Source organism: Wolbachia endosymbiont (group B) of Ablattaria laevigata (assembly GCF_964277395.1).
GTDB lineage: Bacteria > Pseudomonadota > Alphaproteobacteria > Rickettsiales > Anaplasmataceae > Wolbachia.
On the sequence record NZ_OZ195519.1, the window covers coordinates 731,952 to 748,348 of the forward strand.

16 protein-coding genes, 1 pseudogene and 1 riboswitch are annotated in these 16,397 nt (G+C 34.5%); of the genes and pseudogenes, 6 read left to right on the top strand and 11 right to left on the bottom strand.

Translation table 11 applies throughout. From position 1 onward, the window contains the following. The first annotated feature begins 59 nt into the window (after positions 1 to 59). A complete protein-coding gene (locus tag ACICP1_RS03405) occupies positions 60 to 1,208 on the top strand; it encodes a Bcr/CflA family efflux MFS transporter (RefSeq protein ID WP_214303343.1) in 1,149 nt (382 codons plus the stop codon). A 78-nt stretch (positions 1,209 to 1,286) separates the two neighbouring features. After that, complete coding sequence (locus tag ACICP1_RS03410; RefSeq protein WP_395461078.1) at positions 1,287 to 2,918, top strand: ankyrin repeat domain-containing protein; 1,632 nt, start codon at positions 1,287 to 1,289, stop codon at positions 2,916 to 2,918. Positions 2,919 to 3,647: 729 nt separating this feature from the next. Here the strand turns inward: ACICP1_RS03410 and ACICP1_RS03415 are convergent. The 9 genes from ACICP1_RS03415 to pgsA all read right to left on the bottom strand — a co-directional run bounded on the left by ACICP1_RS03415 (position 3,648) and on the right by pgsA (position 9,732). Next, positions 3,648 to 3,926: a hypothetical protein gene (locus ACICP1_RS03415; RefSeq protein WP_395461079.1), complete on the bottom strand. Its 279-nt coding sequence runs from the start codon at positions 3,924 to 3,926 to the stop codon at positions 3,648 to 3,650. 20 nt (positions 3,927 to 3,946) lie between these two features. Continuing rightward, complete coding sequence (locus tag ACICP1_RS03420; protein WP_395461080.1) at positions 3,947 to 4,327, bottom strand: thiamine diphosphokinase; 381 nt, start codon at positions 4,325 to 4,327, stop codon at positions 3,947 to 3,949. Beyond that, positions 4,299 to 4,583, bottom strand: coding sequence for a SemiSWEET family sugar transporter (locus tag ACICP1_RS03425; protein ID WP_017532519.1), 285 nt, complete (start codon positions 4,581 to 4,583; stop codon positions 4,299 to 4,301). Before ACICP1_RS03425 ends, ACICP1_RS03420 begins: the two co-directional genes overlap by 29 nt. Beyond that, positions 4,572 to 4,674, bottom strand: a riboswitch (TPP riboswitch). It overlaps the preceding gene by 12 nt. Before the next feature lie 76 nt (positions 4,675 to 4,750). After that, positions 4,751 to 5,620 carry an SPFH domain-containing protein gene (locus tag ACICP1_RS03430; protein ID WP_264687197.1) on the bottom strand — a complete coding sequence of 290 codons (870 nt, stop codon included), beginning with the start codon at positions 5,618 to 5,620 and terminating at the stop codon, positions 4,751 to 4,753. Then, positions 5,604 to 6,644 (bottom strand): M23 family metallopeptidase, encoded by a 1,041-nt coding sequence (locus tag ACICP1_RS03435; protein ID WP_264682393.1) that lies wholly within the window; start codon positions 6,642 to 6,644, stop codon positions 5,604 to 5,606. Before ACICP1_RS03435 ends, ACICP1_RS03430 begins: the two co-directional genes overlap by 17 nt. Further along, entirely contained in the window at positions 6,641 to 7,381 is a 741-nt protein-coding gene (locus ACICP1_RS03440) for a YebC/PmpR family DNA-binding transcriptional regulator (protein ID WP_264682391.1), read from the bottom strand. The genes ACICP1_RS03435 and ACICP1_RS03440 overlap by 4 nt, the downstream gene beginning before the upstream one ends. A gap of 7 nt (positions 7,382 to 7,388) precedes the next feature. Further along, on the bottom strand, positions 7,389 to 8,066 hold the full coding sequence (gene bamD, locus ACICP1_RS03445) for an outer membrane protein assembly factor BamD (RefSeq protein ID WP_264682389.1): 678 nt from the start codon (positions 8,064 to 8,066) through the stop codon (positions 7,389 to 7,391). A gap of 67 nt (positions 8,067 to 8,133) precedes the next feature. Further along, entirely contained in the window at positions 8,134 to 9,090 is a 957-nt protein-coding gene (locus tag ACICP1_RS03450; RefSeq protein WP_395461081.1) for a hypothetical protein, read from the bottom strand. 99 nt (positions 9,091 to 9,189) lie between these two features. Then, positions 9,190 to 9,732, bottom strand: a complete 543-nt coding sequence (gene pgsA / locus ACICP1_RS03455; RefSeq protein ID WP_006012406.1) for a CDP-diacylglycerol--glycerol-3-phosphate 3-phosphatidyltransferase — start codon at positions 9,730 to 9,732, stop codon at positions 9,190 to 9,192. 127 nt (positions 9,733 to 9,859) lie between these two features. Here pgsA and ACICP1_RS03460 point away from each other — a divergent pair, with 127 nt between their 5' ends. The 3 genes from ACICP1_RS03460 to grxD are packed head-to-tail and all read left to right on the top strand — an operon-like array spanning position 9,860 to position 11,776. After that, positions 9,860 to 11,179 carry a malic enzyme-like NAD(P)-binding protein gene (locus ACICP1_RS03460; protein WP_395461082.1) on the top strand — a complete coding sequence of 440 codons (1,320 nt, stop codon included), beginning with the start codon at positions 9,860 to 9,862 and terminating at the stop codon, positions 11,177 to 11,179. A 38-nt stretch (positions 11,180 to 11,217) separates the two neighbouring features. After that, complete coding sequence (locus ACICP1_RS03465) at positions 11,218 to 11,436, top strand: BolA/IbaG family iron-sulfur metabolism protein (RefSeq protein ID WP_395461083.1); 219 nt, start codon at positions 11,218 to 11,220, stop codon at positions 11,434 to 11,436. A gap of 16 nt (positions 11,437 to 11,452) precedes the next feature. Beyond that, on the top strand, positions 11,453 to 11,776 hold the full coding sequence (gene grxD, locus ACICP1_RS03470; RefSeq protein ID WP_395461084.1) for a Grx4 family monothiol glutaredoxin: 324 nt from the start codon (positions 11,453 to 11,455) through the stop codon (positions 11,774 to 11,776). Positions 11,777 to 12,116: 340 nt separating this feature from the next. On the opposite strand, the gene ACICP1_RS03475 is transcribed toward grxD, so the two are convergent. After that, entirely contained in the window at positions 12,117 to 13,655 is a 1,539-nt protein-coding gene (locus ACICP1_RS03475) for an ankyrin repeat domain-containing protein (RefSeq protein ID WP_395461085.1), read from the bottom strand. Between ACICP1_RS03475 and ACICP1_RS03480 the strand changes: the two are divergent. Further along, positions 13,636 to 14,255 (top strand): annotated as a pseudogene (locus tag ACICP1_RS03480) (transposase); the annotation flags it as partial. The gene ACICP1_RS03475 and the pseudogene ACICP1_RS03480 overlap by 20 nt on opposite strands. 77 nt (positions 14,256 to 14,332) lie before the next feature. On the opposite strand, the gene ligA reads toward ACICP1_RS03480, so the two are convergent. Beyond that, complete coding sequence (gene ligA / locus ACICP1_RS03485) at positions 14,333 to 16,288, bottom strand: NAD-dependent DNA ligase LigA (RefSeq protein WP_395461086.1); 1,956 nt, start codon at positions 16,286 to 16,288, stop codon at positions 14,333 to 14,335. Between the last annotated feature and the right edge of the window lie 109 nt (positions 16,289 to 16,397).

Below are 16,397 nucleotides of genomic sequence, written 5' to 3' on the forward strand. Positions count from 1 at the left end.
TTTAATCCAGTAAATCATTAGTGTCGACAGCTTTTTCACAAAATATCATCTCTCTTATTATGATATTATCTGTAGCAGTTGTTGATATGGCAACAGACTTATACTCAGTTGCATTGCCAAGTATTGCCAACTATTTTAAGGTGAAAGGTAATATAGCGCAGCTTACGATCAGTTTAAATTTATTAGGAATTGCAATATCTGGATTAATTTATGGCCCATTGTCAGACTATTATGGTAGGCGCCTAATAATGCTTATTGGTATGACAATTTTTACTTTGGCAAGTATTGTATGTTGCATAGCTGATAATATTATACTTTTAATATTAATCCGTTTTATACAAGGAGCTGGAGCTGGTGTTGCAGGCGTTGTCGGATATGCAGCAATCAGGGATATGTATTCAGGTAGTGAATACTCAAGAGTAATCTCAAAGTTAAATATGGTAGTAGCGCTTTCACCTGGAATAGCTCCAGTGGTAGGCAGTTATATAATTTCACATGGTTATAGTTGGAAATTTTTGTTTTTTATCATATCACTTGCTGCAATTATTATGCTCATTTTTATTTACTCGAAACTACAAGAAACGGTGACCGTAAATAAAAGTAAAGCCAGCATTAATATCTTCAAGCAGTATATATTAATATTTAAGAATTATCGTTTTCTTGGGTTTTCAGCCATTCATGGATTAACTTTCATGTGGCTTTGGGCATACATTGCTAACTATCCGTTCATATTTGAATCAATGGGTATTGAAGTACAATATTTTGGCTATCTCATATCAATCATAGTCATATTTTACGTAATCGGCACTTTAATTAACAGAAGGTACGTACCAAAAATAGGAGTGAGCAAGATGCTAATCATAGGTTTGGTATTACCAATAATATCTGATGGTTTATTGGTATATTTTTATTTCATGAACAAATTGAACGTACTTATTCTTCAAGTTCTTTGGATTCCAAGCAATATAGGACTTGCACTCGTAATCAGCAATAACGTAACTTCTGCTTTAGAAACGGTCAAAAGTATAGGGCTTGGTAGTGCAGTTCTCTCATTTTGCAATATGATGTTTGGGGCTGTTGGAATATACATAGTAGGAAAATTCTTTTCTTATGGCATTTTACCAAATTTACTATTAACAGTTGTATGTTCTATAATTGCAATTCTTATATATAGTTTACTTAAATATACTGAAAAACACGAAGGATAATCATTATTTCTACAACCCAGATTTCATGAATTATTAATTACCTTACTATAGTAATGCAATTTTATAGAGAAGTGTTAAATGAATTATTCAATCAGAAATATAGATGCTGCTTTACTTGATGCTGCTAAAAGAGGTGATCTTAATGAAGCAAAGCGCCTAATAATTGAAGAAGCTGATGTTAATGCATATGATGGATCTCAAGGTAATTCTCTATATTGGGCTGTTAAAAATAATCATTCTTATATAGCAAAAGTTCTATTAGATAATGGAGCAGATTTTATTGCTTATGACTCTTCTCGAGAACGCCACGTGTTAAATAAATACGAAGAAGTAAAAGCTGAGCATTGTAAGGTTTCTCTACATCTGGCTGCCAGACTTGGCGACTTGAAAGCAGTAGAAGACCTATTAAAGAAAGAAGCAAATGTTAATGCAAAAAATGATAAAGGACAGACTCCTTTACATTTGGCTGTTGAAATGTGCTACCATGATATATCAAATCAAGATGAGGTAAATAATTATTGGGATTGGGATCGGCATGCTAATGCTAAAATAAAATGTGGCAATGTGAAAATAGCAGAAGCCCTATTAGGAAACAAGGAAATTAATGTTAATGCACAAGATAACAACAAAAAGACTTCTCTACATTATGCTGCTCAAAACAACAACAAAGAGATAGTAGTAGCTCTAATAAAAGCAGAAGCAGATCTTAATATAAGAGATAAAAACAGAGAGACTCCTTTGCATTTAGCTGCTCAAAACAACAACAAAGAGATAGTAGTGGCTCTAATAAAAGCAGGAGCAGATGTTAGTATAACAGGTAAAAACGAAGAGATCCCTTTAGATTTAGCTATTGACGAAGAAATAAAAGTGCCATTAATAAATGCTGCTTTACTTAAGGCTGTTCAAGAAGGTGATGTTCAGAAAGTGAGACACCTAATAAGTAAAGGAGCAGATGTTAATATATCGGATGAAACAGGAAAGACTCTTTCATATTATGCCATTCAAAAGGAGAACTTTAAAATGGTAATTGCTCTAATAAAAGCAAGGGTAAATGTTAATGCAGTGGACAAAGATGGAAGGATTCCTTTACATTGGGCTGTTCACAAAGAAAACTTGGAGATAGTAAATGTTCTAATACAAGTAAGAGCAAATGTTAATGCACAAGATCTATATGAAAGGACTCCCTTACACTATGCTGCTATGAGTGGCGATATAAAAGTAGTAGAAGCCCTACTGAAAATAAAAGAAATAGATATTAATTTAGCAGATAAGGATGGAAATACTCCTTTAGATTTAGCTAGCACAGAAGAAATAAAAACTCTATTAAAAAAAGCCAAAGAAAAAATTGATGACATTATAGAATCGAAAGATAATGAAGGAAATCTAAAGGAGGATACTGATACACAACAGGGAGAGAGACAAGTAGATGATTTAGAGGAAGAGGAGGAAAGCATAGAAGAAACAGATGTACAAGCTTATGCTGCTTCTACTCCAGAATCTACAGAGACAGAAAGTTCTTTTTTTAGTAACTTGTTTAGTATATTTATGAAGCCTTTTTCTTTAATAGGGTCATTTTTTGGTAATTTCTTTTCATGGTTGTTTGGATCTGATGAACCATCAACTGAATCTGATCAAATAATTGCACCAAGTAACTCAGGAAGAGAGGAGCTAACAAACTATCAAGAGGGTGATAATAATATTATACAATAGATTTCTTGCATAACTGGAATGCAAAAGTTGATGTCATGAAACCAATTAAATTTACGGAGTATAATGGATTCCAGCGTCAAGCACACAGCTGTACGAACATTCATTTTTGCAGGTAAATTGCACAGCAAATGGTGTCATTCCAGTGCTTGACACTGGCATCCAGTCCTTTCACAGAGTTCCATCCAAAACGTTGTAAAGTGTTTACCAACTTAGCTGGATTCCAGTGTCAAGCACTGGAATGACACCGTCTGCTACGCGAATTGCCCACAAACCACAATGTTCGTACAGCTGTGACTGGAATGACAAGAAAGGGAGCAATGACTTGCACATTCCCCTGAACAGATACCTTGATACATTAAAGTTTCTAGGTTTGAGTAGTGAAATCCGATCAGTATGAAAATTAGCAAACTCCTTTTTATTCGCTGTAGAATAAAATTTTTTATTTTAATGAAAAAATTGCTTCCGCATACTCAAGATGCCATTATAATGATGGTAGAGATATTTAGAGAGCTCAAAATCTATCTCGGTCTGCAGACCTTTTAACCAATTTTTCAATAAAAATTCAGCCACATCTGTTGTGTGTACATTCTGAATCTTTTTTATACAGGAGGATTTTATGTCCAGAATTCCAGATATTTGACCTTTACTTTAGCTAACAACAGGCGCCTGTAGTTTTTAGAATTAGTGTTAACACGGTTTTTCTACTTTTTTTTTTCTTAATGTTTTAACTCAATACACACCATCATCATTTACTGCTTCTAAATATATCATTGCTAAACACACGCCGCTGTGTATTTCTATAGATAACTCATTGCCTAAACTTCGATTAAAGCAAGAATTCTTTCCTGGAAAAGCAAGGTTACTAAGGTACAGTTCCCATTGTAATCCTTTAGTTGATATTTGAGCTTTCGGTATACCAAGTAAGGATATTTTAGTATTTTTTAGCAAAGAGGAAAAATAGCTAATACCTTTTTGTAAGGCGTACCCCACCATGGGAGGCGAAGGCATATAAAAGATACTATCTGTACTTAAAAAAAGTTAATATTTTGTAGTATATGATCAATTGCTCCTCCAGTAATACCCGTTACTATTGATGGCAATAACTTTACTGTTTTTAAGTGAGCCATTGCTTTAGAAAAGTCGCAATAATCTTGATCAGGTAGATATACTGTATTTAAATTAGCACGTAAATTCGGATTTATACTATCCAAATCTCCTATTACAAGATCAGGTTTTACGCCAATTGATAGAAGCTTATTTGCTCCTCCATCTACAGCAATAACAGGTATATCTTGTTTAAAAAACGATGAATCAGGTATTTCTCCATTTAGTACTACAATAGAACGATATTCTTGCTCCACGCTACAATGTAGCATATGGTTATAAAACGCTTCGTGCAGTTTTTGCATCGTAGTAACATTTTTGAACAATTGATATTATACTGATCACTAATCCAGCAATATTACTGAGTATCACAAAAGTTAAACCCTGACAAATACCGTAAATAAGCCAAGATGATGAACAAATAAGATAATTCACCAACATTAGCATCGATACGTCACGAGTAAGTTTTGTGATATATGCTCTATATACTTGAGGCAATAACCCAATGAGAGATGTAATGAACGCGATGAAGCCAAAGCATTCTTCAATATTTATATACATACATTTTCCTACGTTTGTTTTAACAAGATCAGGTTCAAAGGGTTGTACTTTATGTACTCTCAGCTTTTTTAGAGCACCCCTAATGCGTGTAATTTATAACATCATTTAGTCTATTAATCAAGAAATTAACAGTGACTTGCATTCATGAAACCCAATCGGCTTCTATGCTAATTATTATCCAAACTAATAGTCGGCTGTGCATCCTGCTCAGAGATCAGAGCAACTAGCAAATTGTTTATCAATTGAACCTTTTGTTTTCCATCCAATTGTAAGCTTTTATTTTTTTCAAAATGGGCTATTACTTCTTCGATAATTCCTATTGCATTTTGCACTATATGCCTTCTTGCAGAGGTGATGGCATGTGCTTGTTGACGTCTCAGCATTGCTTGTGCAATCTCAGATGAATACGCCAAATGCGATATTCTCGCTTCTGTAATTTCAATTCCAGCAATATTCAATCTTTGTTGTAGCATTGATCTCAATTCATTTGAAATTTTATCAGAATTTTTACGCAAAGATTCCTCATCGTTTTCGCTATCATACGGATAATTACTTGCCAGTTCTCTAATTACCGAGTCACTTTGCACAAAAACAAAATCATGATAATTATTAACATTATAATATGCCTTCGCAGGACTGCTCACTCTCCAAACAATTACTACTGAAATCTCTATCGGACTTCCATTAGCATCATTAACTTTAATTTTTTCTGTATTGATATTCTGAAATTTCAAAGAAACTCTATATTTACTCGAAAATGGAAGCGTTACGCATATTCCAGACTTAAAATAAGTTCCAATATAATGACCAAAAAACTCTATCACTCTTGCTTCATTAGGATCATTAACGAAAAATCCTTGAGAAAAAGTCAATATTGAAACAGCAGCAACTCCAAGTGCAATTGTGCTGTCATACACAAAAAGTACCAATAAAATTAACCCTAGCGCTATTAGTACAGGAAAAGCCCGAATTTTACTTAGATTTCTATCATTTATTGTATTTTTATCTGTACTGTCTTCATCAGATTGCTTTTTCACTTGCACCCTCTCTGCTGATTATTTCATCTACCTTACTTACAAATAATTTAAACTCTCTTAATTCACAATCAGGCAACTTTATCTCATTGCCATGAGCTATCGTAAGCGGATCAATGTGTTTACCATTATACATAACTTCATAATGTAAATGGGGCCCTGTTGCAACACCAGTGCTACCAACATAAGCTATAACCTGACCCTGCTTTACTTTAGAGCCTAACTTTACATCGCTACTAAATTTGCTTATATGTGCGTAACAAGTTGAATATTTATTGTTGTGCTTTATTTTGATGTAATTCCCATAGCCACCATTCTTTCCTATATATTCTATTACACCTTCTGCAGTGGCGTGTATAGGAGTGCCAAGTTTAGCTGCATAATCTACTCCTTTATGAAAAGCAATTTTACCATGAATGGGATGCTTTCTATTACCAAAATTCGAGGATATACGAAAATCTCCGTTTAAAGGACTTACAAAAATTTCGCTACTCTTCAAGCTTACCCCCTCTTTATTAAAATACTCTTCTTTGCTGTTTTGTGACTCATAATAATATAAACTTATAGCTTTATTGCTTGTTGTGAGTGAAGTATATAAAATTTTTTCTTCAGCCTTCTGATTACCGAGCGATTTCTCAAAAAGAACCTCCAACTTACCTTTTGGCACAATGTCTTTTTTAAAATCTACACCATAATCTTTATATATGCCGATTAATCTCATTATTGTATCTGGCGCCAAACCTTCTGCATCAAAAAAAGAGGATTTTATGTCACTGGATATGAATAACAACTTTCTATCACTTTCTGTAGCTTTTTTTTTCCTGATCCCGTCTTGGAATAACACTGGAGAGTGGGTTAGTGTCATTCCAGTGCTTGACCAATTTTTTAATCGAAAATGTTGTATAGCGTGCTGTTTACAATCAATTTCCAGTGTCTGGGCACTGGAATGACAATAGTCTTTCTGCGCAAATGTTTCAGTTGCATATGCTGGTAAAATACAAAGCAGTAGAAATATTACCAGCCTCATAGTTTATCAGCAAAAATAAAATTACCTTCAACATACTGCACATCATCATTATCTTCTAGCTCTTCAACTAATGTAGATAATTTATCAATTAATTCTTTGTCGCTAACTTCAATCAGGTCCTTTGGTTGCCATGAAAGACGAGCAAGTTCTGGTTCTCCAAATTTTGTATAGAAAGCATCACGCACTCTACCAAAATCTTTCACTCCACAAGTTATAACATATAATTCTTCCTTGTTATTTTCCTCAACATTCAATACTTCTAATTCAATTCCATAGTTAAATAAATCTTCAAAATTTATACCCTCTGCTTTATAGACAATTAAGCCTACATGATCGAAAAGGTAACTCACACATCCTGTTTCTCCCAAATTACCGCCTTTGCGAGAAAAGATATAACGTATCTCAGAAGCGGTTCGGTTGCGATTATTCGTCAGAGCATGAACAATAATTGCAGTACCAGAAGGTCCGCAGCCTTCATATTGTATTTCTTCATAATTTTCTCCAGCAACGTTACCAGTTGCATTTTTTATTGCTGTTTCTATTTTATCTTTTGGTAGATTTTCCTTTCGCGCAGCAAAGATAGCAGAGCGAAGACGTGGATTAAGCTCGGGATCAGGTAGCCCTTGTTTTGCAGCAACTGTTATTTCCCTAATGAGCTTCGTAAATTTTTGCGAGCGCTTTGCATCTTGAGCACCTTTTCGATGTTTTATATTTGAAAACTGTGAATGACCAGCCATAAAAAAACTAATTCACCCCTTCTGCTAACATATTTTCATACTGCTCAGCTTCTAAGTCAAGGCCAAGAGCTAAGTGAGCTGTTATTAAATAACTAATAACTCTAGAAGAATATTTATCGCTTATCATATCTTGAAAACGCTTAATTGCTGCTAAATATTCACCACGCTTTAGGTAAAATTCACCAATAGAATACTCTTTTTTTGATATATGTTCTGTGATTAATTTTTCTTTTTCTTTGATCTCTTCTATATATTCGCTATTCGGAAAAAGATTAATATATTCAGTAGCTAGCTCTAAAGTTTTATATGCAATTTGTTGCCCAAGCTGCACTTTGTTAATTTGCATGTAATAAGATAATACTCTTAAGTAATATACATATGGCAAATCTTCACCATTTGGATAAACGTATATATAATCATCCATATCACTTGCAGCACCGCTGTATTTACCCATATTATAGTGAGAAACCCCAGACAATAATTTGGCTTTCATTGCCCAATAAGATAAAGGATACAAATCCTCTATCTTTTGAAATGCTCTAATAGCTTGCTTATATTTTTTCTGATCATAAAGCTTAACTGCCTCCTCATATAGTTCAGTTTCAGTGTGTTCAAGATCATTCGCATACGACTGCGTGAAGGGGCAAGTCAGAAGAAAAAAGCATATGATTAAAGTCTTATACATAAGATTTTTTTTGATCAAAATAAAGTATAGACTAAATATTACCTAAATAAACAAATTTTTGGCATTATCATCGAACGAAAAGCGTCTCTTGGCCACCATTACCTATATTGCTCGCACCACCACCTATTGCAACACCCTTTCCACTCACTTCTACGTTCTCTAGCTTTCTACTATAAGAATGTGTGATCAATCCACTTCCTACCATCAAAAGAGCAATACCTACCAGACCTAAAGCAGGCCCAACAGCAGATGATGCTAATGCTACTCCAGAAATCAATATTATTTTCCTGATTAGTAATAAAGAAGAACCAGCGAGCATTAACTTAGCTGCAGACATATTGCTTGTCTTTTTTTCAGATTTCTCATCAAAATCTTGCTCTTTTTCTACTTCAGAATTTTTATTTTTCTTGTACTCACGATAGCAAAAAGTAGCACTCGCTACAAAGTAAAATAGACTAGAAATTGAAAAAGCTACGTCTCCTATTATTCCTTGCTCCAATGCTTCACCTACTATGCTAGCCACAATAACTAATGTAACTAAAGCAGCATCAGCATAGTTAAAGTAATCATCAACGGTACAAGGAAGGTCTCTCTTTTCTTTTTCTACTGTTTTCCCACTTTCAATATTCTCCAATTCTCGTTCTTTTTCTGCTATTTTTCTATTATTATAAATTAAATATAGCGTGCAAATAAGGGATAAGACTGTGAAAGGTAATATAGTATGGCCTAATGAGCTGCTTATAAGGCCAAGTAATACCTGATCGCTACATGTTTTTTCGAGCTCAATTGCCATCAATAATGCAAATGGAACCATTGTTACCAATGATACACATTTCCTATGTAGCTCTCTTTTTTTTAGTGTTAATAGTTCTTGTTCGAGCTTTTTTCTTTTTTCTTCCTCTCTTTCTTTTCTGACTTCTTCATCAACTGTTGGCCAAAAATCCCAGAAAAAATCTTCCATTTTAGCACCTTTTTTACCTTTGGATCTTTTTAAAAAAAACTTAGTGCCTGTAATACTAGTCATATGAACAGACCAACTTATGAACTAATACATTATACAGGATTTTAACTAATCAGTCAATATTGTGAAATTATTAACTTTCTTTGTATACTCTTAAGTAATTTAGTCAATCTGTTTGATGCCAGCTAGAACGTAATTATAGCCTGACCACATAGTCATAACAGCCGCAGCCCATAAGCAAACCACACCTATATATTTAGTTGCTTCATAATCACTCATTATTAACGCTACTATAGCAACCATCTGCAAAAATGTTTTAATTTTCCCAGCCTTACTCACAGGTAAACTAACGTTTGTAGCTATCAAGAACTCCCGCAAGCCTGAAACTAATATCTCCCTACAAACAATTATAACTGACGGTATAATTGTAATATCATCTATCTTATGCTTATAAACTAGCATGATTATTGTTGAAGCTACTACTAACTTGTCGGCAATTGGATCAAATAACTTGCCAAAATTCGATTGGACTTTCCATGCACGCGCTAAATAACCATCAAAAAAATCTGTAATGCACGCAAACATAAAGATCAATATTGTTATTAGACTTGCATATTTACTTTCTATATAAAAGCTTGATATTATTGCCGGTATTGCGAGCGCACGAGAAATTGTTAGCAAATTAGGCACGTTTTTCTTAAGCATGTCACATCACCCTACGTAGTAGATAAATTTATACAGAAGTACAATAGAGTTCACAAGCTAATAGTTGAACATTCATAAAAACCCCATATACTTAAAAAATTACTAACAATAAGCTCAAAGCATAAGAATGAATAATGATTTAGATAACACCACAAAACAAGAAGCACTGAAGTATCATAATAGGGGTGGTAAACCTGGTAAAGTGTCGATTATACCAACAAAACCCTTATCCACACAGTATGACCTATCACTTGCTTATTCCCCTGGGGTTGCAGCTCCATGCCTTGCAATAGCTAAAAATCCTAAAGCTGTTTATGATTACACGGCAAAAAGCAATTATGTGGCTGTCATTTCAAATGGCACCGCAGTGCTGGGACTTGGCAATATCGGTCCTCTTGCTTCAAAACCCGTCATGGAAGGAAAAGCTGTTTTATTTAAGCGTTTTGCTGACATTGATGCAATTGATATAGAAGTTGACACAGAAAACATAGAAGATTTCATCAATGCAGTAAGGTATCTTGGTCCAAGTTGGGGGGGAATAAATCTAGAAGATATAAGATCTCCTGATTGTTTTATAATAGAGAAACGTCTAAATGAGTTGATGGATATTCCGGTTTTTCACGATGATCAACATGGAACTGCAGTAGTTGTTGCAGCTGGTATAGAAAATGCCCTCGATATTGCTGAAAAGAAATTAGAAGACGTCAAGATCATCATGAATGGAGCTGGAGCAGCTGGTATTGCGTGTTTGGAAATACTAAAGTCTATGGGCGCTAAGAACATAGTACTATGTGACAAACAAGGAGTAATACACAAAGACAGAAAAGAGGACATGAATGAGTGGAAGGAAAAATATGCAATTGACACTAAAGAACGTTCTCTACTTGATGCCATAAAAGGCTCTGATGTATTCATCGGACTCTCTGCAAAGGATGTGCTCAGCGAAGAGATGTTAAAAAGCATGGGTAAAGACCCGATCATTTTTGCTCTTGCTAATCCTGATCCAGAAGTAAGGCCTGAATTTGCAAAGTCTGTCAGGCCAGATGCAATAATTGCAACTGGTAGATCAGACTATAACAACCAAGTCAATAACGTAATGGGGTTTCCTTATATATTCAGAGGAGCACTTGATGTACATGCAACGACAATAAATGAAGAAATGAAAATTGCCGCTGCAGATGCAATAGCAAAGCTTGCCCGTGAGCCAGTGCCGAATGAGATATCTGCAGCCTATGGCGGTCGTAAAATGAGCTATGGACGTGAATATATAATACCCACTCCATTTGATCCAAGATTAATTTCTATAGTATCTCCTGCTGTTGCAAAAGCCGCAGTTACCTCAGGTGTTGCAAGAAAGGAAATAGAGGATTGGGATAAGTATGAAAGTCAATTAAAATCTCGTCTTGCTAGTGCTCTCAGCACGCTGAACCTATTGTCTTCACAATAACCAATTGCATATCTTAGACTTATAATTAAAATAAACTGATGACTATTACAATTCATGAATTAGAGAGAATTATTAAACAGTCGTTTCCTGATGCTGATATAAAGATTAAGGACCTTGCTGGAGATGATGATCACTACCATTTAAAAATAACTTCCAAGTGTTTTTCTGGAAAGACAAAAATAGAACAACATAGAATGATATATAAAGCTCTTGAAGGTCAGTCTATACATGCATTGCAATTAGAAACTAGCACTTAAAATTAAGGTGATATTTATGAACAACTTTGAACAAATAAAAAAAGACATAGCAGAAAACGATGTAGTGCTGTATATGAAAGGCACCTTTGATTTTCCTCAATGCGGATTCTCTGGACTTGTCGTGTCAATTCTCAAAAACTTGAATGTAAAGTTTAAATGCATCAACGTACTTGAGAATGATGAAATACGTCAGTCCATAAAAAGTTTTTCTGATTGGCCAACAATTCCACAATTATATATAAAGGGAGAATTTGTTGGTGGCTGTGACATAATCCGTGAGATGTATGAAAAAGGTGAATTACAAGATTTGCTAAAAGAGAAAAAGCTTATTGCGGAGTAAGTTTACACAGCAGAGTGGCAAAATAAAAACATAGTGTCAGTGTCCAGACACTGCCTTCTTTTCTGGATTTCAGTGTCAGCTACTTGAATGACACCCTTTTAGTAGCACACACACAACTGTACAAATATTGTCCTCAAAAATGCGAGTAGCTCATTTGGTGTCATCCCAGGTGGGATCCAGGAATTTTGAGTTTTTGATGAGATTATGACCACGCACTGGGATGACAGGATTCGTTGTCATGTTACATTCGAGTTATACCTTATCACCAGGCTTAACAAATAGATTGGCTAATGTACCTCAGTCTCAGTTGCACATATCTCCTTTACATCACATTTTCAACTTATTGTCTTTGTGCTTTTCTTGATTTAGTATAAGATTCTACTTTTGCCTCTTTTACAGTCGTACCTGGAGCAATATCTCCGTCACTTTCTAAGCTATCATTAGAAGAAGCACTTCTGTCACTTTTTAAATTGTCATTGGAAATATCCATATCTTTAACTTCTACGTTAGCACTTTGCTTAGCAAGATTTTCAACTGTTTGGAGATTTTCTTTCGGAACTGCTGTCAGTTTTTGGTCTAATTTTGCTTGCATTAAATTTACTATCTCTGTGTGATTTCTTTCGCGAGCTAAGTCTAAAGGTGTTTTATTATCCTTACTTTTAGTTTCTATGCTAGCCCCTTGATCAACAAGAAATTCAACAATCTCTTTATGGCCTCTCTCAGCAGCACGGTGCAATGGCGTCCGTCCTTTCTCGTCTTTAGTTTCTATGTTAGCTCCTTGCTCAACAAGAAATTTAACAACCATTATATGGTTTCTCACAGCAGCATAGTGTAAAAGTTTCCATTCTTCCTTGTCTTTAGTTTCTATGTTAGCACCTTGCTCAATAAGATTTTTAACTGTTTGGAGATTTCCTCTTATAACTGCAACTCTCAAGTCTTTATCTAATTTTGCTTGCGCTAGAAGATGTACCATTCCCGTGTTATTTCTTTCGCGAGCTAAGTCTAAAGATGTTTTATCATCCTTATTTTTAGCTTCTATGGTAGCTCCTTGAGCAAGGAGAAATCTAGAAAGCTCGAAATGGCTATAAGCAACAGCATAGTGTAAAAGTGTCCATCCATTACTATTAGCATCATCAATCCCCATCCCCTTAGTAAGAAAAAATTCCACTATATCTTTATAACCTTCTTTAGCAGCTATATGTATAGACTTTTTACCTTCATAAATAACTTTAGCATTAATATCAGCTTTTTTTTCATTCACAAGAAATTCAACAATCTCTTTATGGCCTTTCCATGCAGCATAGTGTAAAGGCGTCCATCCATTACTATTAGCATCATCAATCCCCATCCCCTTAGTAAGAAAAAATTCCACTATATCTTTATAACCTTCTTTAGCAGCAGCATGTATAGGTTTTTTACTATTACAATTATCTTTAGCATTAATATTAGCTTTTTTTTCATTCACAAGAAATTCAACAATCTCTTTATGGCCTCCCCATGCAGCATGGTACAATGGTGTCCGTCCTTTCTCGTCTTTAGCTTCTATGTTAGCTCCTTGATCAGCAAGAAATTTAACAACCATTATATGGTCTCTCCCAGCAGCATAGTGTAAAGGTGTCCATTTATCATTATCAGCATCATCAACCCCTATCCCCTTACTAAGAAAAAATTCTACTATTTCTTTATGACCTGCTTTAGCAGCAGCATGTATAGGCTTTTTATTATCACCATTAGCTTTAGCATTAATATTAGCTCCTTGATCAACAAGAAATTCAACAATCTCTGTACGGCCTTTCCATGCAGCATAGTGTAAAAGTGTCCATCCATCATCGTCTTTAGCTTCTATGTTAGCACGTTGATCAAAATGTATGTATAACATATTAGCAAAATGGCAGAAAAGAAGTTTTGGGTTTTTATTTGGCTGAAAGTGAAGTTCTGGTTGGGAGTACTAAATGACCTAAAGGAGAGAGGAGTAGATGATATTCTGATAGCTTGTGTTAAAAAGCTTTCCTACAGCTATAAATAGCGTATTTCCTAAAGCAGAAATGTATAGTACATCAGATAAGAAATTCACTGAAATATGTATCGAGCAAAAGTTTTCATGAATGATTTGAAAAAAACATATCAAGTAGAGAAATAGCCGAGAATTATTTACTTGAACTGGAGGAAAAATGGGGAGAAAAATATACTTTAGTTTTGGGAGAATAATTGGGAAAATCTGTCTAGTTATTTTAAATATTCCGGCCCTGTAAGAAAGTTAATTTATACCACAAATCCTATTGAAGGGTTACATAGACAGATCAGAAAATTTACTAAAACTAAGGGCTCATTTACTAGCACAAATGCCTTGTATGAATAGGTATATTGTGCTATAAAGAAGGCAGGAGAGAAATGGACTATGCCTATACATGATTGGGCTTTTACTATCTCTCAACTTGATATCTTTTTTCCTGGTAGGTTAAAAATCGAGTTGAACTAAAAATGCGATTTGACACAGTTTATTTAACACTCCCATTCTTCTATCAGTTAATTCATTCCCGTCAGATTAAGTTGTGTTTAGCACAATTTGTTCCACTGTTCTTCATCTAAAATTTCCACACCCAATTCCATTGCTTTTTTATATTTTGAACCTGGATCTTCTCCTGCAATTAAATAGTCAGTTTTAGTAGAAAGGCTTGAACTGATCTTTGCCCCTAAAACTTTAGCTCTTACTTTTGCCTCCCCTCTGCTCATAGCACGTAGCTTACCAGTAAACACTATAATTTTGTTATTCAAAAAAGAATCGCTAGAGTTGGAGCTCACGGGAAGAATTTGCAGATATGCAGTAAGATCATTTAACATTTTAATGTTACGTTCCTGAGAAAAAAACGATTTTAAAGATTCAGCTACTTTTTCTCCTATACCATCTATACCTACCAACTCAACATCATTTGATGACATCGAATTATACCAGTTATCATAAGATACATAATAATTTGCGAGCAATTCTGCTGCAACTTGGCCGATAAATCTGATACCCAAAGAAAATATGAACCTATCTAGAGAGATTACTCTTCTGCTTTGTATAGCACTTAATAGATTAGCTATTGACTTCTCGCCCCAACCATGATGCTCTTTTAAGGAAAACTCTTTTAATCTTTCCTCTAAAATAAAAATGTCTGGAATTTGTCTTATTAGTTCCAGATCATAAAAAAACTTTATTTGTTTTTCACCAAGGCCAACAATGTCAAATGCATCTTTTGACACAAAATGTTTTAGTTTTTCTACTATTTGAGCCTTGCAATTAAATTCTTCAGGACATCTTACTGCAACTCCTTCAATCTGCACTTTACTACCACATTCAGGACATATGTCAGGAAACACAAATTCAGGCATATTTGCATGACGAGAACCTTCATCTACTTTGACAATTTGAGGAATTACATCTCCAGCTCTTTTAATTGTTACAACATCTCCTTCTCTTATGTCTTTACGTTTTATCTCATCTTGGTTATGTAGACTTGCTCTGCTAACTAGCACTCCGCCAATATTGACTGGTACCAAATCTGCAACTGGAGTTAAAACCCCCGTTCTACCCACCTGTATAAATATTTTATTTAACTTTGTCTTTGCATAAACCGCAGAAAATTTATATGCAAGCGCTGAGCGTGGCGCTTTGTGTGTACTTCCCAGACGACTTTGTAGCACCAAATCATTCACTTTATAGACTATCCCATCGATATCATAATCCAAGTTATAACGATAATCATAGATCTCGTTATAGAACTTTATCATTCCATTCAAACTACTTGTTAAGGAACGATGCTCATTTACGCAAAAACCAAGTTTCTCAAGTTTTTCTAGTACTTCACTTTGACTTTTCTCTATTCCACCAATTAAAGAATAAGCAAAATATCTAAGAGGCCTTTTTGCTGTAATGTTCGCATTCAATTGCTTTAAAGAACCAGCAGCTGCATTTCGAGGATTAGCGAATTCATTATTTTCATTTAACTTTAAAAAGTCGCTGTTACTGATATATATTTCACCCCTTACTTCTAGTCTTCCTTGCACATCTTGTAAAAACTTAGGAAAGTCTTTTATTGTTGCAACATTGTGAGTTACATCCTCTCCTACAAAACCGTCACCTCGAGTTGCAGCTTTAACAAATTTCCCATCTTCATAAATTGCAGAAAATGACAATCCATCAATTTTTGGCTCACATAATATCTCTATTTCATCTGCAATTAAAAATCTCTTTATTTTAGACAAAAATTTTTCTACACCTTGTTCATCATAAGCATTCTCAAGAGAAAGCATAGGTTCTTGATGTTCCACCTTAGAAAATCTCTCATCAGGCGGAGCACCAACACTATCTTGTGTTGCATAAGCTTCTGGCTCTATTGCAGCTAACTTTTTTTTCAGTTCATCATATTCAGCATCACTTATCTCTGGCTTACTTTTTTGATAATATAAGATATTATGATAATTAATTTGATTTTGCAGTTTTTCTCTCATCTTTTCCAAGTCAGTCATGATACCAATATAATGCTCTTTGTCGTCAAGTCATGAATTTTTTCAAAAGGTACTATAAATTTATACTACTGCCCTGAAAAGCAATACTAATATTAATATAATTTTTGTA